The organism is Actinomadura physcomitrii, from assembly GCF_008923205.2.
GTDB lineage: Bacteria > Actinomycetota > Actinomycetes > Streptosporangiales > Streptosporangiaceae > Spirillospora > Spirillospora physcomitrii.
The window spans coordinates 47,496-64,583 of the sequence record NZ_WBMS02000036.1 but is presented as its reverse complement, the minus strand read 5'-3'; the positions used below and the strand labels follow the sequence as shown (position 1 = coordinate 64,583).

Annotated in this window: 17 protein-coding genes and 1 tRNA gene; 11 read left to right on the top strand and 7 right to left on the bottom strand. The window is 73.8% G+C overall.

Going from position 1 to position 17,088, the window contains the following annotated elements:
* Positions 1-13 precede the first annotated feature (13 nt).
* From F8568_RS34265 to F8568_RS34250, 4 genes are all read right to left on the bottom strand, one after another.
* On the bottom strand, positions 14-1,282 hold the full coding sequence (locus F8568_RS34265) for an MFS transporter (protein ID WP_151597199.1): 1,269 nt from the start codon (positions 1,280-1,282) through the stop codon (positions 14-16).
* The gene (locus tag F8568_RS34260) at positions 1,279-1,746 is read right to left on the bottom strand and encodes a MarR family winged helix-turn-helix transcriptional regulator (RefSeq protein WP_151597200.1); all 468 of its coding nucleotides are present in this window, start codon (positions 1,744-1,746) and stop codon (positions 1,279-1,281) included. The genes F8568_RS34265 and F8568_RS34260 overlap by 4 nt, the downstream gene beginning before the upstream one ends.
* A 141-nt stretch (positions 1,747-1,887) precedes the next feature.
* The gene (locus tag F8568_RS34255) at positions 1,888-3,567 is read right to left on the bottom strand and encodes an MFS transporter (protein WP_151597201.1); all 1,680 of its coding nucleotides are present in this window, start codon (positions 3,565-3,567) and stop codon (positions 1,888-1,890) included.
* 1 nt (position 3,568) lies between these two features.
* The gene (locus tag F8568_RS34250; RefSeq protein ID WP_151597202.1) at positions 3,569-3,874 is read right to left on the bottom strand and encodes a hypothetical protein; all 306 of its coding nucleotides are present in this window, start codon (positions 3,872-3,874) and stop codon (positions 3,569-3,571) included.
* Positions 3,875-4,134: 260 nt separating this feature from the next.
* On the opposite strand from F8568_RS34250, the gene F8568_RS34245 reads away from it, so the two are divergent.
* From F8568_RS34245 to F8568_RS34235, 3 genes are all read left to right on the top strand, one after another.
* Positions 4,135-5,175 carry a phosphotransferase family protein gene (locus tag F8568_RS34245; protein WP_151597203.1) on the top strand — a complete coding sequence of 347 codons (1,041 nt, stop codon included), beginning with the start codon at positions 4,135-4,137 and terminating at the stop codon, positions 5,173-5,175.
* Positions 5,176-5,269: 94 nt separating this feature from the next.
* Entirely contained in the window at positions 5,270-5,722 is a 453-nt protein-coding gene (locus tag F8568_RS34240; protein ID WP_151597204.1) for a MaoC family dehydratase, read from the top strand.
* A 32-nt stretch (positions 5,723-5,754) separates the two neighbouring features.
* Positions 5,755-7,401 (top strand): long-chain fatty acid--CoA ligase, encoded by a 1,647-nt coding sequence (locus tag F8568_RS34235; protein ID WP_151597205.1) that lies wholly within the window; start codon positions 5,755-5,757, stop codon positions 7,399-7,401.
* 164 nt (positions 7,402-7,565) lie between these two features.
* Here the strand turns inward: F8568_RS34235 and F8568_RS34230 are convergent, their stop codons facing one another.
* Positions 7,566-8,219: a TetR/AcrR family transcriptional regulator gene (locus F8568_RS34230; protein ID WP_236009475.1), complete on the bottom strand. Its 654-nt coding sequence runs from the start codon at positions 8,217-8,219 to the stop codon at positions 7,566-7,568.
* Positions 8,220-8,475: 256 nt separating this feature from the next.
* Here F8568_RS34230 and F8568_RS34225 point away from each other — a divergent pair, with 256 nt between their 5' ends.
* Genes F8568_RS34225 through F8568_RS34205 form a run of 5 tightly spaced genes read left to right on the top strand, consistent with a single transcriptional unit; the run spans position 8,476 to position 13,235 of the window.
* Positions 8,476-9,234: an ABC transporter ATP-binding protein gene (locus F8568_RS34225; RefSeq protein ID WP_407924499.1), complete on the top strand. Its 759-nt coding sequence runs from the start codon at positions 8,476-8,478 to the stop codon at positions 9,232-9,234.
* Positions 9,227-9,934 (top strand): ABC transporter ATP-binding protein, encoded by a 708-nt coding sequence (locus F8568_RS34220; RefSeq protein WP_151597208.1) that lies wholly within the window; start codon positions 9,227-9,229, stop codon positions 9,932-9,934. Before F8568_RS34225 ends, F8568_RS34220 begins: the two co-directional genes overlap by 8 nt.
* A complete protein-coding gene (locus F8568_RS34215) occupies positions 9,934-10,812 on the top strand; it encodes a branched-chain amino acid ABC transporter permease (protein ID WP_151597209.1) in 879 nt (292 codons plus the stop codon). The genes F8568_RS34220 and F8568_RS34215 overlap by 1 nt, the downstream gene beginning before the upstream one ends.
* Positions 10,813-10,816: 4 nt before the next feature.
* On the top strand, positions 10,817-12,004 hold the full coding sequence (locus F8568_RS34210) for a branched-chain amino acid ABC transporter permease (protein ID WP_151597210.1): 1,188 nt from the start codon (positions 10,817-10,819) through the stop codon (positions 12,002-12,004).
* Positions 11,892-13,235: an ABC transporter substrate-binding protein gene (locus F8568_RS34205; RefSeq protein WP_151597211.1), complete on the top strand. Its 1,344-nt coding sequence runs from the start codon at positions 11,892-11,894 to the stop codon at positions 13,233-13,235. Before F8568_RS34210 ends, F8568_RS34205 begins: the two co-directional genes overlap by 113 nt.
* Positions 13,236-13,292: 57 nt before the next feature.
* Here the strand turns inward: F8568_RS34205 and F8568_RS34200 are convergent, their stop codons facing one another.
* A complete protein-coding gene (locus F8568_RS34200) occupies positions 13,293-15,023 on the bottom strand; it encodes an ankyrin repeat domain-containing protein (RefSeq protein WP_202125556.1) in 1,731 nt (576 codons plus the stop codon).
* Between the two features lie 57 nt (positions 15,024-15,080).
* A tRNA-OTHER gene (locus tag F8568_RS34195) sits at positions 15,081-15,155 on the bottom strand.
* Positions 15,156-15,304: 149 nt separating this feature from the next.
* Between F8568_RS34195 and F8568_RS34190 the strand changes: the two genes are divergently transcribed.
* Genes F8568_RS34190 through F8568_RS34180 form a run of 3 tightly spaced genes read left to right on the top strand, consistent with a single transcriptional unit; the run spans position 15,305 to position 16,948 of the window.
* The gene (locus F8568_RS34190) at positions 15,305-15,904 is read left to right on the top strand and encodes a sulfite oxidase-like oxidoreductase (RefSeq protein WP_151597212.1); all 600 of its coding nucleotides are present in this window, start codon (positions 15,305-15,307) and stop codon (positions 15,902-15,904) included.
* 17 nt (positions 15,905-15,921) lie between these two features.
* Complete coding sequence (locus F8568_RS34185; RefSeq protein WP_328601102.1) at positions 15,922-16,626, top strand: ferredoxin reductase; 705 nt, start codon at positions 15,922-15,924, stop codon at positions 16,624-16,626.
* Position 16,627: 1 nt separating this feature from the next.
* Positions 16,628-16,948, top strand: coding sequence for a DUF6510 family protein (locus F8568_RS34180; RefSeq protein ID WP_236009481.1), 321 nt, complete (start codon positions 16,628-16,630; stop codon positions 16,946-16,948).
* The last annotated feature ends 140 nt before the right edge of the window (positions 16,949-17,088 follow it).

The window sequence follows — 17,088 nt, the reverse complement described above, 5'->3', positions numbered from 1 at the left end:
CGGTCACGAAGCGCTACGACCCGGATCCGGAGCCGGCCTCCGCGGCCTCCGTGACCTCCGCGCCGTCGCCGCCCCGCGCCGCCTCCGCGTCCACCTCGGCCTGGTTGCGCTCCGCGCGCGCGAGGTCGCGGTGCCCGATGGCGAGGACGCCGATCCCGAGCACGATCGCGGCGGCGCCGATGGCGAACGGGACGTGGATGTTGGCGTGCTCGGCCAGCTTGCCGGCCGCGTAGGGGGCGAGACCGCCGCCGATGAAGCGGACGAACCCGTACGCGGCGGACGCGACCGGGCGCTCCACCGGCGCCACCATCATCACGGCCTGCGTCGTCACCGTGTTGTTCACGCCGATGAACACGCCCGCGACGATCACCGCGACGATCAGCGTGGCCTGCGAGTTCACGAAGATCGCGATGACCAGCACGTCGACGGCGAACAGCGCGAGGTTGAAGTACAGGGTGCGGGCGAGGCCGAGCCGGCGCTGCAGCCACGGCGCGCCGAACACCGCGAACACCGCGACGAGCAGGCCCCAGCCGGTGAACACCAGGCCGAGCCTCAGGGCGCTCAGGTGCATCGGGAACGGCGCGTAGCCGAGGACGGTGAAGAAGCCCCAGTTGTAGCAGAGCGCGGTCAGGCTCATCACCAGCAGGCCGCGGTGCCGCAGCGCCCTGATCGGGTCGGCGATCGAGGTCTTGCGCGCCGGTTTCGGCTGCGGCTTCACCAGCGTGATCGTCGCGATCAGCGCGATCGCCATCAGCACGGCGACGCCGTAGAACGGGCCGCGCCAGCTGATGTCGCCGAGCAGCCCGCCGAGCAGCGGTCCGACGGCGATGCCGAGGCCGAGCGCGGACTCGTAGGCGATGATCGCGCCGCCGAGCCCGCCGCTCGCGGACGCCACGATGACCGCCAGCGACGTCGCGATGAACAGCGCGTTCCCGAGGCCCCAGCCGGCCCGGAAGCCGATGATCCCGGAGATGCTGCCGGACGTCCCGGCGAGCGCGCTGAACACCACGATCAGCACCAGCCCGGCGATGAGCGTGCGCTTGGCGCCGATCCGGCTGGACACGAAACCGGTCACCAGCATCGCGACCGCGGTGACCACCAGGTAGCTGGTGAACAGCAGCGTGACCTGGCTGGGCGAGGCGTGCAGGTCCTCCGAGATCGCGGGCAGGATCGGGTCGACCAGGCCGATGCCCATGAACGACACCACGCACGCGAACGCCACGGCCCACACGGCCTTCGGCTGCTTGAAGGGGCTCTGCGCGCCCGCGGACGGCTGACTCATTCGCACTCTCCGGAAGCTGGTGGTTCGGGGACGCCGAGGGCGGCGCCGGCCAGCCGGTCCAGGGCCGGCAGGGCCGCGGCGATCGCCGCCCGGTCGGACGCGGGCAGCCCCGCCAGCAGCTCGGCCAGCCGCTTGGCCTGCCCCGCCCGCCGCAGCGCCAGGTCGGCGCGGCCGGCGTCGGTGAGGTGCACCGCGACGACCCGGCGGTCGCCGGCGGGCGCGCGGCGCTCGGCGAGCCCCTGCCGCTCCAGCCGGGACACCAGCTGCGTCATCGCCGGCTGCGTGACGCCCTCCAGCGCGGCCAGCTCCGTCACCCGGCACGGGCCGCGGCGCTCGAGCGAGGCCAGCGTCGACACGGCCGTCATGGACAAGTCGCGGGGCAAAGACAGCGAGCGCATGAGCGAGTAGAGGCGGCCGAGACCGGCCGCCAGCTCCAGCTCGTCGAGCGGGGGCCGCGCATCCATGTCCCGATATATATCACTTGCTTCTATAAGGCGCCTATAGGTTTGCCTGGCTAAGTTCTTGTGATCTGCCGGACAAGCGGCGATCCACCGGCCGGGACGTCCCGGCCGGTGGATCGGTTCGAGCGGTCAGCGCGGTGCGGCTCAGCTGAGCTGGGCCATCTCCTTCTCGATCGCCCTCTGGTGCGCCTCGGCGTCCTCGCGCGCCTTCCGGGGGCTCCAGCGCCCGCTCATGATGAAGATGAACGGGATGAACACGACCTGGCCGCCCAGCGCCACGTACCACCAGGTCTGCCACTGCCCGGGTCCGTCCTTGGCCGCCTTCTGCACCTCCGCGCCGTGCTCCTTGAGGATCTTCAGCTGCGGCTGCGCCTTCGCGACCGTCTGCAGGCCGGCGACGCCGACCTCCTTCGCCGCCCGCGCCTGCAGCTCCGGCGGCGCCTGCCCGGCCGGGTACTTGGAGAGCTCGGCGAAGATCTGCGGGTGCGCCGTCGTGATCGCCAGGGCCTGCTGCGCCTGCGCGGACGCCACCTTCACCTCGGTGCCGTGCTCCACGATCGGCGTCACCGAGTCCACCACGATCGGCACGAACAGCGCCGAGCACGCGATCACGATCCGCAGGATCCAGCCCCACACGGCCAGTCCCGTCGCGGTCGCCGCCGGGTTGTGCTTCTCGACCGTCTCGGTGAAGCCCGCCATCCACGGCGCGTACGCCAGGCCGCCGAAGACCCCGATCCCGACGAACAGCCAGGCGAAGTCGTAGTAGCCGGTCTTCGGCTCGGTCGCCCACGCGGCGAAGATCGCGGTGCAGACCACCGAGCCGATGCCGCCGATGAGCATCAGCGGCTTGCGGACCTTCAGCCGGTCGGAGATCAGGCCGGCCACCACCAGCGCGATCGCGTTCGCCGCCCAGTACCAGTTGCCGAGCGCGTTGGTGCGCTGCTCGCTGTAGCCGAACGTCGCGGAGAAGTAGACGACGAAGTTGCCGACCGCCGCGTAGTACAGCAGCAGGTAGACGCTGATCGCGAAGGCCGAGCCGAGGACGTCCAGCCGCATCATCTGCCGCCAGCTGCCCTTCAGCTGCGCCTCGGGGTCGATGCCCCGGGCCCGCGCCTCGACCAGCGCGCGGTCGCGCATGGACACCATGACCTGGTCGCGCAGCGCCGGGGACAGCTCGCGCAGCCCGAACAGCGCGATGACGAACACCACGAGCGCCGCGATGCCCGAGTAGGTCAGCTCGTCCTGCCAGCTGGAGCTGTCGAGCGTGTGGCTGGTCACCGTGGTGACCACGAGGCTGCCGATGACCGGGCCCATGGTCCAGTAGCCCATGGCGGTGGCGCGGCCGAGCTGCGGGGAGAAGTCGCGGATCAGCGCGGGGGTGGCGACGAGCACGATGCCCTCGATGAGGCTGAGCACCGCGAACAGCGCCAGGTACACGCCCTTGTTCGGGGAGTGCGGCAGCACGAGCACCATCACGCCCGCGACGAGCAGGCCGTACACGACGAGGTTCGCGCGCCCCCACCGGTCGGCGAGCCCGGCGAACAGCGAAGCGAACGCGCCGATCGCGTTGCCGACCACCGACAGCATGATGAAGTAGCCGAACGTCATGCGGTAGTGCTCCATGATGGAGGTCGCCACCGCGTACTGGATGTAGAGCAGGTAGTACAGGACGATCGTGGTGATCACCACGATGCCGAGGTACAGGTAGCGGCGTCCCGTCTCCGGGTAGTGCGGCAGGTCCCGCCGCCACAGCCGTGCCGCGAGGCCGGGCGGTGCGTCGGCGCCGGGCGCGACGCCGTCGTTGGTGGACGATGAAACGGACATGTCAGGGACTCCTCCGGGCGCTGGTCTCCCCCGAGAACCGGTCCTGGGTAGGGCGCGGGGCGGCGGCGAACGCGGCGGCGCGTTCCCGGTCGTCCGCCCGCGCCGTGCCGGGCGCCCCGTGCGGGGCGCCGCCGGCGATGGCGGGTGCCCCGTCGGCGCCGCCGCCGTGCGGGACGGCGGGGCCGACAGGGCCGAAGACCTCCTCCTGCTCGATGCTCGTTCGGGCCGGCCGGACGCCCTCGTCCGGCGCGGTGCCGATGCGGCCGCGCGCCCGGCCGCGGGCGGGCCGGGGGTCGGTCGTCGTCATCGGTCGGTCCTTCGGCCAGGGTGGCGAAGCTCACGCCGCTTCGCGTCGTGCGGCAAAAGTAATGCCGCCGACGGAGAATGGCAATGGGGATTCGGCTATTGCATACCAACTGGTCGGTATGGTGTCATCGGCGCACTACTGCCCGCCTGGTGGGGGCGCGACCCGGGGCCCTCCGGCCCTGGACGGCGAGGGTTCCCATCTCGCAATACTGCGCCATACCGACCGGACGGTACAAGGGTTGATCGGCGAGGAGGCGTGCATTGCGGGTATTCGAAGACGGCGACGTCCCGGGCCTGCCGCTGGACCGGTTCCGGCGCCACGTCGAACGCGTCCTCCCCGGCGTCCTGTGGCCGGCGGACGCCGGGCCGCTGCGCGCCCGCGTCGTCGCGGGCGGCCGCTCGAACCTGACCTACGAGGTGACCGACGGCACCCGCTCCTGGATCGTCCGGCGCCCGCCGCTCGGCCACGTCCTCGCGACGGCGCACGACATGGCCCGCGAGCACCGGGTCATGACCGCGCTGGCCGGCACGTCCGTCCCCGTTCCCGAGACGTACCTGCTCTGCGAGGACCCGGACGTGCTCGGAGCGCCGTTCTACGTGATGGAGATGGTCGAGGGGACCCCCTACCGGAGCGCGGACGAGCTCGTCCCGCTCGGCGCCGAGCGGGTCGCGGCGATCGCCGGACGGATGATCGACACCCTCGTCGACCTGCACCGCGTCGACCCCGCCGAGGTGGGGCTGGCCGATTTCGGGCGGCCGGAGGGGTTCCTCGAACGCCAGGTGCGCCGCTGGAAGAAGCAGCTCGACGCCTCCCGCAGCCGGGACCTGGACGGCGCCGACGAGCTGCACGCGCTGCTGGCGGCGAACGTCCCGCCCGGGTCCGCTCCGGCGATCGTGCACGGCGACTACCGGCTCGACAACCTCCTCGTCGGCGCGGACGACCGGGTCGCGGCCGTCCTGGACTGGGAGATGGCGACGCTCGGCGACCCGCTGACCGACCTCGCGCTCCTGCTCGTCTACATGAGACGGACGGCGCCCGTCCCGGGGCGGCCCGAGGCGACGCACGCGCCGGGCTTCCCCGCGCCTGACGAGGTGGTGGCCCGGTACGCCGAGCGCAGCGGCCGCGACCTGTCGGCGATCGGGTTCTACGTCGGGCTGGCCTGCTTCAAGCTCGCGGTGATCTCCGAGGGCATCCACTACCGCCACCTGCGGGGGCAGACCGTGGGGGAGGGGTTCGGCGGCATCGGCGACGCCGTCGAGCCGCTGCTGCGCTCCGGCATCGCCGCGCTCGAGGAAGCCTGAGCCGCCGGGCCCTCGCGTTGCATACCAACCGGTCGGTATGTTGTCATCATGGCGTCCACGGAGCGGGCGCGCACCCGGCGGAGGAGGTAACGCGATGAGGACGTTCCACGGCATCGACGAGTACGAGAAGGCCGTCGGCACCCATCTCGGCCACAGCGAGTGGCACACGGTCACCCAGGAGCAGGTGGACGGGTTCGCCGACGCGACCGGCGACCACCAGTGGATCCACGTCGACCCCGAGCGCGCGAAGGACGGCCCGTTCGGCGGCACGATCGCGCATGGCTACCTCACCGTGTCGCTGATCCCCAGGCTGATGTCGGAGATCTCCCGGGTCGAGGGCCTGACGATGGGCATCAACTACGGCTCGGACAAGGTCCGGTTCCCCGCGCCCGTCCCCGTCGGGTCGCGGGTGCGCGCCGGCGCGGAGCTCGTCGCACTGGACCGCACCGCGCAGGGCGCGCGGGCCAAGGTCCGGGTGACGATCGAGCGCGAGGGCGGCGACAAGCCCGTCTGCGTCGCCGAGGTCCTGTCCGTGCTGGTCGCCTGACCGCCCCCGCATCCACCCCCGGAGACACCGCCATGATCCCCAGCACCATGCAGGACTTCCCCCTGTCGGTCGCCGCGATCCTGCGGCACGGCCGCCGCGTCTACGGGCGCAGCGAGTGCGTGACGTGGACCGGCGGCGGCGAGCCGCGCCGCGCGACGTTCGCGCAGATCGCCGACAACGCCGAGCGCCTCGCCGCCGCGCTGCAGCGGCTCGGTGTCCGGCAGGGCGGCCGCGTGGCGACCTTCTGCTGGAACGACCAGGAGCACCTGGAGGCCTACTTCGCGGTGCCCGCCATGGGCGCCGTCCTGCACACCCTCAACATCCGGCTGTTCCCCGAGCAGCTCGCCCACATCATCAACCACGCCGACGACCAGGTGATCATCGTCGACGACAGCCTCGTGCCGCTGCTCGCCCGGGTGGTGGACGAGCTGCCCGCCGTCGAGGCGTTCGTCATCGTCGGCGACGGCGACGGCGCGCCGCTCGAGGCCAACCGCAACGGCGCCCCCGTCCTGCGGTACCACGAGCTGCTCGCCGCCGAGGAGCCCGGCTACGAGTGGCCCGAGGTGGACGAGCGGTCCGCCGCGTCCATGTGCTACACCAGCGGCACCACCGGCGACCCGAAGGGCGTCGTCTACTCGCACCGCTCGACGTTCCTGCACGCCATGGCCGTGCAGTCGGCGTCGCTGGTCGGCATCACCGAGGCCGACCGGGTGCTGACGATCGTCCCGATGTTCCACGTCAACGCCTGGGGCCTGCCGTACGGGGCGTTCCTGTCCGGCGCGACGCTGCACATGCCCGGACCGTTCATGCAGCCGCAGCACCTCACCGAGTTCGTCGCCCGGGAGCGCAGCACGCTCGCGTCCGCCGTCCCCACCATCTGGAACGGCATCCTCGCCTACGGCGAGGAGCACGAGCTGGACCTGTCGTCGCTGCGCGCCGGCACGTCCGGCGGCGCCGCCGCGCCCCGCTCGCTGCTGGAGGCGTTCGAGGAGCGGTACGGGCTGCGCATCATCCAGGGCTGGGGCATGACCGAGACCAGCCCGCTCGGCGGCATGGCGTTCCCGCCGCCGGAGGTGGAGCCCGGCACGCCGGAGGAGATGGACTGGCGGCTGAAGTCCGGCCGCGTCGCCGCCGGCGTGGAGATGCGCATCGTCGACGACGCGGGCCGCGAGCTGCCGTGGGACGGCGAGTCCGTCGGCGAGATCGAGGTCCGCGGCCCGTGGATCACCGGCTCCTACCACCGCGACCCCGCGCCGGAGAAGTTCGACGGCGGCTGGCTGCGCACCGGCGACATCGGCACGATCGACGACCGCGGCTTCTACCAGATCACCGACCGCGCCAAGGACGTCATCAAGTCGGGCGGCGAGTGGATCTCCTCGGTCGAGCTGGAGAACCACCTCATGGGCCACCCGGCGGTCGCCGAGGCCGCCGTCATCGGCATCCCCGACCCCCGCTGGGACGAGCGGCCGCTCGCCTGCGTGGTGCTCCGCCCGGACGCCACCGCGACCGCCGCCGAACTGGCCGACCACCTCGCCGGGAAGGTCGCCCGCTGGCAGGTCCCCGAGTACTGGACCTTCATGGACGAGATCCCGAAGACCACGGTCGGCAAGTTCGACAAGAAGCCCCTCCGCACCCGCCACCAGAGCAAGGACCTGAAGATCGAACACATCGACCGCTGACCATTCCTAGCGCCTTGTAGGCCCGGCTGAACACGCCGACGGAAGGCCAGACCCCAGCCCCCACACGGGCAGGCACGCGGAGCGAGTGCAGCGAGCGCAGCGGGCCTGCCCGGCGACGGAGGGGCCGTTTCGCGCGGAGCTCTTGCGGAGCGGGAAACAGCCTGTCAACCGTGACGGGGGGTTCCAGGGGGGGCGTCCCCCCTGGGAAACTCGCCCCCCTGGGTGATGCCGTTCAGGAACAGGTCGACGTAGTGCTCGGCGATGGTGCGGGTCTTGAGGCGGCCGCCGGGGTGGTACCAGGCGCCGATCTGGTGGACGGTGCCGAAGAAGAAGAGGACGGCGATGTCGGCGGGCATGCTCGTGCGGAAGGAGCCCTCGCGCTGGCCCTCCTCGACCAGGTCGCGGAACCGCTCCTGGTAGCGGCGCCGTTCCGCGCGGACGGCCTCGCGGCGGTCGCGGGACAGCAGGTGGGTGGAGCGGAAGAAGACGGTGAAGTCGTCGAGGTAGAGGAACGAGGTCTCCAGGACGTCGAGGGCGGCGGCGCGCAGCCGCTCCCCGGCGGGCCCGGGGCCGTCGGCGATCTGCTCGAGCCGGCGCATCTGCAGGCCGAGGAGCCGGTGGTAGATCTCGTAGAGGAGATCGTCCTTGGAGCCGAAGTAGTGGTACATGGCGCCCTTGGTGACGCCGGCGGCGTTGACGATCTCCTGGACCGAGGTGCCCTCGAAGCCCCGCTCGGCGAACAGCCGGGTGGCGACGGCGAGCAGCCGGTCGGGCAGGGGCACGTCGTCGGAGAGCCGCCCCACTGAGGCCTGTGTCAAGACTCCACCTCCGTCCGGGGCCGGGCCCCGCGCCGCAACGCCGTCGCCCCTGATCAGCCGTCAGCCTACCGGGCGGGAACCCGGTCCAAGAACGGCGGCCGCCGAGGCGGGGGGAATCCGGCTGTTGACGGCGCCGCCCCCCCGATTCTATCTTCAGGGAAATCCGACCAGTCGGTATGTGCAAATGGCCTCGGGGGAAGTCGAGCGTTATCGTCCGGCGAGATGAGGCGACATGTCCGGCGGCCCGTCCCAACCCTTGGAACTACGTGAGGTGACCGTCCGCTTCGGCGGGCTGGTCGCGCTGGAGAAGGTGTCGCTGTCGGCGCCGCCGGGCCGGGTCACGGGCGTGATCGGGCCGAACGGGGCGGGCAAGACGACGCTGTTCAACGTCGTGTGCGGGTTCGTCCGGCCGCGGTCGGGCGAGGTGCGCTGGCGCGGGCGCCCGCTCGTCCGGCACCGGCCGCACCGGCTGACCCGGCTCGGCATCGCCCGCACCCTGCAGGGGCTCGGGCTGTTCCCCGGCCTGACCGTGCTGGAGAACGTGATGGTCGGCGCGGACCGGCACGCGCGCGCCGGTCTGGTCTCCGGCCTGCTGGCGCTGCCGCGCGCCGACCGCGACGACGCGGCGCTGCGCGAGCGGGCCATGGCGCGGCTGGACGAGCTGGGCGTGGCGGGCGAGGCGGCCCGGCGGCCCGGCGAGCTGCCGTACGGCGCGCAGAAGCGGGTCGCGCTGGCCCGCGCGCTGGTCGCCGACCCTGACCTGCTGCTGCTCGACGAGCCGGCCGCGGGCCTGTCGGCCGCGGAGATCGAAGAGCTGGCCGCGCTGATCAGGGGCCTGCGCGGCGGCCCCGCCGTGGTCCTGGTCGAGCACCACATGGACCTGGTGATGGGCGTGTGCGACCAGGTCGTGGTGCTGGACTTCGGCCGGGTCATCGCGGCCGGACCGCCCGCCGAGGTCCGCGACGACCCGGCCGTCCTGGACGCCTACCTCGGCGAGGAGGTGCGCGATGCTTGAGGTCGCCGGCCTCACCGCCGGCTACGGCGCCGTCCGCGCGCTCGACGGGGTGGACCTCACGGTCGAGGAGGGCTCGCTCACCGCCGTGCTCGGCGCCAACGGCGCGGGCAAGACGACCCTGCTGCGCACCGTGTCCGGCCTGCTGCGGCCGCGCGCGGGCCGGATCGCGCTGGACGGCCGGGACCTCGCGCGGCTGCCCGTCGAGGAGATCGTCCGGCTCGGCGTGGCGCACGTGCCGCAGAGCGGCGGCGTCATCACCGAGCTGACCGTCGAGGAGAACCTGCGGCTCGGCGGGCTCTACCGGCGCGACCGCGGCGCGCTCGCCCGCCGGGTGGCGCAGATGTACGAGCTTTTCCCGCCGCTCGCGCCCCGCCGGTCCCGCGCCGCGGCGACGCTGTCCGGCGGCGAGCGGCAGATGCTGGCGCTGGCCCGGGCGCTCACCGGCGCGCCCCGGCTGCTGCTGGTGGACGAGCCGTCGCTCGGGCTGGCGCCGCGGGTCGTCGCCCGGCTCATGGCGGTGCTGCGCCGGCTGTGCGACGAGGACGGCCGCACGGTCCTGCTCGTCGAGCAGAACGCGCGCAGCGCCCTGTCGGTCGCCGACCGCGCGCTCGTGCTCGACCTCGGCACGGTCGTGGCGGACGAGCCCGCCGCCGTCCTCGCCGCCGACTCCCGGCTCCGCCACGCCTACCTGGGGTTCTGATGGTCCGCTTCGTCAATCTCACGCTCGCCGGGATCACCCAGGGCGCGGTGTTCGCGGCGGTCGCGCTGGCCCTCGTGCTGATCTGGCGCGCCACCCGCGTGGTGAACTTCGCGCAGGGCGGCATGCTGATGTTCACCACGTTCCTGGCCTGGACGGTCGTGCACGACGGCGGCTCGTACTGGCTGGCGCTCGGCGTCGCGCTCGCGTCCGGGCTGGTGATCGGCGCCGTCGCCGAGCGGGTGCTGGTGCGGCCGGTGGAGGGCGGCCCGCCGCTGAACGCGGTGATCGTCACGCTCGGGCTGTACGTCCTGCTGCAGGCGGCCGCGGGGATGATCTGGGGCGACACCCCGCACTCCTACCCGCCCGCGTTCACCATCAAGGGGCTCACGGCCGGCGGGACGCGGCTGCTGCTGTCGCCGTTCGACCTGTTCGTCATCGGCGCGGTCGCGCTGGTGATGGCGGCGCTGACCGTGCTGTTCGTGCGGACCGGTCTCGGGCTGAAGCTGCGGGCCGCGGCGTTCGCCCCGGAGATCGCCCGGCTGCAGGGGGTGCGGGTCGGCCGGATGCTCACCCTCGGCTGGGCGCTCGCCGCGCTCGTCGGGTCGCTCGCCGGGGTGCTGATCGCCCCGTCGGTGTTCGTCGGGCCGTCCCAGTTCGACGCGATGCTGGTGTTCGGGTTCACCGCCGCCGTCATCGGCGGGCTCGACAGCCCCGCCGGCGCCGTCGTCGGCGGGCTGCTGCTCGGCTGCGCGCTCAGCTACGTGTCCGGCTACATCAGCTCGGACCTGGTCACCTTCGGCGCGCTCGCCGCGCTGATCGCGGTGCTGATGGTCCGGCCGAACGGGCTGTTCGCCGCCCGCACCGGACGGAGGGTGTGACGCCATGGGAGCCTTCCGCCTCACGCTGGTGCGCCACCTCGCGGGCGCCGCGGCCGGCCTGGTCGCGCTGTACGTCCTGACGACGTCCGTCGGCCCGTACCGGGACCTGCAGATCGCGCAGGCCGCCTATCTCACCTGCGCGGTCGCGGGGCTGACCGTGCTGACCGGGCTCGGCGGGCAGATCTCCCTCGGGCACGGCGCGTTCATGGCGGTCGGCGCGTACACGGCCGCGCTGGTGTCCGCGCACTGGGGCTGGCCGCTGGCCGCGATGCTCGCCGCCGCGGCCGTCGTCACCGCCCTCGCCGGGGTGCTCGTCGGCGCGGTCGCCGCCCGGCTCGAGGGCCCCTACCTGGCCGGGGCCACCCTCGCGTTCGCCGTCGGGCTGCCCGGCCTGGCGAACTACTCCCACCTCACCGGCCTGCTCGGCGGCCAGAACGGGCTGACCGTCACCCCGCCCGTCCCGCCGGCCGCGCTCGGCGAGACGTTTCCGCTGGAGCGCTGGCAGGCGTGGATCGCCTGCGCCGGCGCGGTCATCACGCTGTTCCTGCTCGCCAACCTCACCGGCGGCCGGTTCGGGCGGACGCTGCGGGCCGGCCGCGACGACGAGATCGCCGCCGCGCTGTGCGGGCTGCGCGTCGCGCGGCTGCGGATCGCCGCGACGGTCGTGTCCGCGGCGTGCGCGGGCCTCGCCGGCGGGCTGCTGGCGGTCGTGGCGAGCCTCGCCGCGCCCGGCGCGTTCCCGCTCACCCTGTCGCTGCAGCTCATCGCGGCGGTCATCATCGGCGGGCTCGGCACCCTGCCGGGCGCGGTGTGGGGCGCGCTGATCCTGGTCTTCGTGCCGTCGTGGGCGTCCGACGCGGCCTCCTCGTCGGGGCTGTCGCACGACGTCGCCTCGAACCTGCCCCTCGCCATCTACGGCCTCGTCCTCATCGCGGTGACGCTGGCCTTCCCGCGCGGCCTCCAGGGCGGCCTGCGCGACATCGGCGGCGCCGCCCGGCGCCGCCTCCCGCCGTCCCTCCGGCGGTTCGCGCCGGGCGGCGGCGCACCGGGGGTCCCGGCAACGCACCGAGGAGGAGCAGATGAGCCGACCACCGACCAGGCGAGCGCCCCGGACCCGGACCCTGAGGGTGCGGGCGGTCGCGACGATGACGGCGGCGGTGCTGGCGGCCGCGGCGAGCGGCTGCGGCGGTAGCGGCGACGACAGCGGGTCGTCCGCTCCGGGCGTCACCGCCACCACCGTCACCATCGGCAGCCACCAGCCGCTCACCGGTCCCGCCGCGCCCGGCTACAGCGCGAACTCGGCGGCGTCCAAGGCGTTCTTCGACTACGTCAACGCCCACGGCGGCGTGCACGGCCGCAAGATCGTCTACAAGTACGTCGACGACGCCTACAACCCGACCCAGACCGTCAGTGTGGTGCAGAAGCTCGTCCTGCAGGACAAGGTCTTCGCCGTCTTCAACGGGCTGGGCACGCCCACGCACTCCAAGGTCGTCGACTACCTCAACGCCCAGCGCGTCCCGGACCTGTTCGTCGCGTCCGGGTGCGGCTGCTGGGACGAGCCGAAGAAGCACCCCCAGACGTTCGGCTGGCAGGTCGACTACATCCGCGAGGGCAAGATCCTCGGCGACCACATCCAGAAGACCTACCCCGGCAAGAAGGTCGCCTACTTCTACCAGAACGACGACTTCGGGCAGGACGGCGTCAAGGGCCTCGACAAGTACGTCCCGTCCGGACAGGTCGTGTCGCGGCAGAGCTACCAGCCGGGCGCGACCGACGTCAGCGCGCAGGTGCAGGCGATCGCGCAGGCGAAGGCGGACGTGGTCGTCCTGTTCAGCATCCCGACCTACACCGCGCTGTTCCGGCTCGCGGCCCTGAAGCTGGACTACAAGCCGACGTTCGTGGTCAGCAACGTCGGCTCCGACCCGATCACCCTCGACGGCCTGCTGGAGAGCTTCGCCAAGTCCGGCGGGACGAAGCTGCAGGGCAGCCCGCTGATCCAGGGCATGGTCACCGACGGGTACCTGTCGTCGCCGGGCGACGCGTCCAACAGCTGGATCCAGCTGTTCAGGAAGATCCACGACCAGTACATCCCGAAGCTGCCGTTCAACGGCAACATCGTGTACGGCATGTCCGCCGCCTACACCTTCGTCCAGGCGCTGCAGAACGCCGGGCGGAACCCGACCCGCAAGAGCCTCGTCGACGGCCTCGAGAAGACGAAGCTGACCGGCCCGGGCCTCATCCCGTTCGCGTTCAGCGCGCAGTCGCACGCCGGGTACACCGGCGCGCAGATCGGCGTGATCAAGGGCGACGTGGTCGTCCCGCAGGGGCAGCCGCTGACCACCGACGACGGCGACGGCCCCATCCAGCCGTACACCGCGCCGCAGCCGCAGGCGCCCGCGAGCGGCGTCCCGGCGGGGGGCTGACCGACCCCGCCGCCGTCTCCGCGCGGACCGCCCCCCGCGCGGGACGGCGGCGGGCCCTCACCAGTCGTCGAGGTCCGGGTGCTCGTCCCGGATCCGCTCCTCCAGGAAGCCGAGGTCGGAGCGGCGCCAGCCGATGACGCGCAGCAGGGAGATCTCGTCCTCGTCCAGCACGTCGATCCTGGCGCCGGCGTCCAGCAGGGCCCGGACGAGCGCGGGCGGGCCGTCCTCGAACACCACCACGTGCAGCGGCGTCCGCCCGCAGCCGTCGCGGGCCTCCAGGTCGAGGACGGGCAGCAGCCGGGGCAGCAGCGGCTCCCAGTCGAGCATCGGCAGCGCGTGCAGCAGCGTGCGGCCCCGCGCGTCGCGGACGCGGGGATCGACGCCGGCGTCCAGGAGGGCGAGCACGGCGGGGGTGTCGCCGTGCTGGACCCGCGCCAGCAGCTCGCGCCGCTGGGCGTCCAGCGCCTTCGGCAGGCGGCCGCCCGCCCGCCATGCCCGGTCGGCCGCCTCGCAGCCGCCGACCGCGCCGCCCAGCGCGAGCAGCGCCCGCTCGCGCCGCCGCTCGCCGTCGCCGTGCGGGACGCGCAGCTCGCCGTCGCGGAAGGCGACCTCGTGCCATTCGCCGCGGCACCGGATCCGGACCGGGCCGGGCAGGTCCGGCCCGGGCGGGCCGCCGGGGCCGGTGAACGCGCGGGCCGGCGCGAGCGCCTCGCGGACGAGCGGATGCAGCTCCTCGGCCGGGACGGCGCCGTGCCGCAGCGCCTCCACGTCCGGCGGCATCCGCCACGCCGCGTCGGCGAGCACCGGCGTCCCGTCGCCGAGGTCGGCCCGGGACGCCAGCTCCACGCCGAGCCCGCCGCCGGACAGGCGCAGGACGACGCCCACGTGCTGGTCCGCCGGGATCCAGAACGTCTCGCCGTGCCCGCGCTCCGCCAGCCGCCCGATCTCGTCCGCGAGCCGCGCGGGGGCCAGCGGCAGCCGGGCGAGCACGTCGACCGTCTCCACGACGCCGCCGCCGAGGTACTCCGCCAGCTCGACGCCCGACTCGTCGACGGCGATCCCCGCCGCGGCGCACGCGCCCGGCACGTCGCCGGCCTCGTGCAGCAGGACCGCCCACTCGGCGTGCGCGGCCGGGTCGTCCCGGCCGGGGTCGGCGGACGGCAGCAGGCCCGGCGGGCGGGGCGTTCCGTCCGGCTGCAGGAACGGCGCGCGCAGGGCGTCGCCGCCGCAGCGCTCCCGCAGCTCGCCGGCGTGCCGGACGTCCCACAGATGGCGGGCGGTGTCCCACTGGTGCCGCACGTTGTGCCACACCGACAGGTAGGGCAGGTCGGTGTTGAGGTACGGCCAGTCGTCGGTCGCGACGGCGCCGAACCGGAGGGTGAGCCGCTGCGGCCCGTGGACGAGCTGGCGCGGCGTCGTGACGTGCAGGGTGCGGCGGCGGTCGTCCGGGTCGGCGGACAGCACCAGGGCCTGGTCGGGGACCAGCGTCGTCCGGCCGCGGCCGGCCCGCGGCGCGTGCCACCGCAGCAGGTCGGGCGCCAGGTGCCGGAGGTCGTCCTCCAGGGCGGCGGCGACCTCGCCGCCGTGCTCGCGCGCGACGTCCGCGAGGTCGAAGGCGACGTCCACGTTCGCCGCCGCGCACGCCCCTCGCCAGTCGCCCGCGAGCCGCCGCTCGGTGGCCCGCTCGATCATCCAGCGGGGGACCGCGTAGCGGCGGATCCGCCGCAGCCGCGACGCCTCGTCCGGCCGGAACGCGCGCGGGGCCGCCCGCGTGCCGATCACCGTCACCGCGTCCCCCGTTCCCGCGCGCCGTGCCCCGCGGCCCGGCGCGGACCGAGGCTGGGGTGGCAAGGCCGGTCGGATTCGAACCGACGTCCTCCAGCCCGCTGTAAGGCGCGACGACCTCTGCGCTACGGCCTTGCCGCAGCGCAGCCTAGCGGCCCGGCGGGACGTCCGCCGCCGGATCAAGATCTTCCGCCGCCCTGGAACTGCGCGCCGCCCGAGGGTTGAACGCTCCTGACCGGGAAGGAAGCGGGCGAACGGGCCGTCCGGACGAACAGGGAGCGGGGATGGGCATCGTCTCGCCCGGATTCCACGGCAGGCGGCGGCAGGGGGACGTGAAACTGCCGCCCGGCCAGTACCTCACCGACGACTTCCCGGTCCTGTCCGCGGGGCCGACGCCCCGGATCGACCGGGACGAGTGGGAGTTCGTCGTCACCACCGAGACCGGCGACCGGCGCCGCTGGACCTGGCGGGAGTTCCGGGCGCTCCCGTCCGAGACGCCGACCGTCGACATCCACTGCGTGACCAAGTGGTCCAAGCTCGGCACCACCTGGACGGGCGTCTCCCTGGACACCCTCCTCGCGGACATGGACACGGCGGCCGACCACGCGCTCGCCCGGTCCTACGGCGGCTACACCACCAACCTGCCCCTGGAGGACCTGCTGGACGGGCGGGCGTGGCTGGCGTACCGCTTCGACGACGAGGACCTGCACCCCGAGCACGGCGGCCCGGTGCGGCTGCTCGTTCCGCACCTGTACTTCTGGAAGTCGGCCAAGTGGGTCCACGGCCTCGACCTGCTCACCCAGGACGAGCCCGGCTTCTGGGAGACGGCCGGCTACCACGACTACGGGGACCCATGGCTGGAACAGCGGTACCAGGGCGACTGACCCGGCTGGAGTGGCGGGTGGCGCGGCTCGCGGAGACCCGCGACGAGACGCCCACCGCGCGGACGCTCGTGCTGGACGTCCCCGGCTGGCCGGGCCACCTCGCGGGCCAGCACGTCGACGTCCGGCTCACCGCCGCCGACGGGTACAGCGCCCAGCGCAGCTACTCGCTCGCCGCCGCGGCGGACGGCGACCGCGTCGAGCTGACCGTGCAGAACGTCCCGGACGGCGAGGTCTCCCCGTACCTGACCGGGGTCTTCGCGGCGGGCGACCCGGTCGAGATCCGCGGACCGGTCGGCGGCTGGTTCGTGTGGCGGCCGGACGCCCCGGCGCCCGTCACGCTCGTCGCGGGCGGGGCCGGGGCGGCGCCGCTGATGGCGATGGTGCGGTCCCGGCGGGCGGCGGGATCGCGCGTCCCGTTCCGCCTGGTGTACTCCGTCCGCACGCCCGGCGACCGGTGGTACGCCGATGAGCTGCGGCGCCCCGACCCGGGCGTGGAGGTCTTCCCGCTGTACACGCGCGCCGCGCCGGACGGCTGGCCGAGGCCGCCGGGGCGGCTGGCGAAGGGTGACCTCGCCGCGTGGGCCTGGCCGCCGGAGTTCGACCCGGCCTGCTTCGTGTGCGGGCCCACCGGCTTCGTGGAGGCGGCGGCCGACCTGCTGGTCGCGCTGGGCCACGACCCCCGCCGGATCAAGACCGAGCGTTTCGGGCCGACGGGAGGCTGACATGGGACCGGACACGGGAGCGGGCGCGGGCACGCGAGCGGAGGCCGTCGTCTACGAGGACACCGGCGCTTACCAGGACGGCAACGCGCTCGCCGGGCCCCTGAGCGAGGTGTTCGGCGTGGACGTGACCAGGGCCGCGGTGCGGTGCACCGCGTGCGGCCTCGCGGGACCGCTGCCGCGCCTGCGCGTCTACACGCACGCGCCGGGCGCCGTCGCCCGGTGCCCGCGATGCGAGCACGTCGTCCTGCGGCTGGTCCTCGGGAACGGGACGGCCTGGCTCGACCTGCGCGGCACCGTCGGCCTCCGCGTCCCCCTCGCCTGACGCCCCGCGCGCCGGCCGCCCATCGACCTCACCGTAATGCCCAGGCGCGGGCGGTTCCCGGGTTCTTGCCGCGAAAAAGGCGGCGATCGACCACCCCCTCATGGTCGTCGTGAACGATCGTGGGGAGGATGATCGGTAGG

Excerpts from the sequence above, each read along its gene's own strand:
- F8568_RS34265 (WP_151597199.1), bottom strand. The coding sequence starts at position 1,282 with ATGAGTCAGCCGTCCGCGGGCGCGCAGAGCCCCTTCAAGCAGCCGAAG.
- F8568_RS34260 (WP_151597200.1), bottom strand. The coding sequence starts at position 1,746 with ATGGATGCGCGGCCCCCGCTCGACGAGCTGGAGCTGGCGGCCGGTCTC.
- F8568_RS34255 (WP_151597201.1), bottom strand. The coding sequence starts at position 3,567 with ATGTCCGTTTCATCGTCCACCAACGACGGCGTCGCGCCCGGCGCCGAC.
- F8568_RS34250 (WP_151597202.1), bottom strand. The coding sequence starts at position 3,874 with ATGACGACGACCGACCCCCGGCCCGCCCGCGGCCGGGCGCGCGGCCGC.
- F8568_RS34240 (WP_151597204.1), top strand. The coding sequence starts at position 5,270 with ATGAGGACGTTCCACGGCATCGACGAGTACGAGAAGGCCGTCGGCACC.
- F8568_RS34235 (WP_151597205.1), top strand. The coding sequence starts at position 5,755 with ATGATCCCCAGCACCATGCAGGACTTCCCCCTGTCGGTCGCCGCGATC.
- F8568_RS34220 (WP_151597208.1), top strand. The coding sequence starts at position 9,227 with ATGCTTGAGGTCGCCGGCCTCACCGCCGGCTACGGCGCCGTCCGCGCG.
- F8568_RS34215 (WP_151597209.1), top strand. The coding sequence starts at position 9,934 with ATGGTCCGCTTCGTCAATCTCACGCTCGCCGGGATCACCCAGGGCGCG.
- F8568_RS34210 (WP_151597210.1), top strand. The coding sequence starts at position 10,817 with ATGGGAGCCTTCCGCCTCACGCTGGTGCGCCACCTCGCGGGCGCCGCG.
- F8568_RS34205 (WP_151597211.1), top strand. The coding sequence starts at position 11,892 with ATGAGCCGACCACCGACCAGGCGAGCGCCCCGGACCCGGACCCTGAGG.
- F8568_RS34190 (WP_151597212.1), top strand. The coding sequence starts at position 15,305 with ATGGGCATCGTCTCGCCCGGATTCCACGGCAGGCGGCGGCAGGGGGAC.
- F8568_RS34180 (WP_236009481.1), top strand. The coding sequence starts at position 16,628 with ATGGGACCGGACACGGGAGCGGGCGCGGGCACGCGAGCGGAGGCCGTC.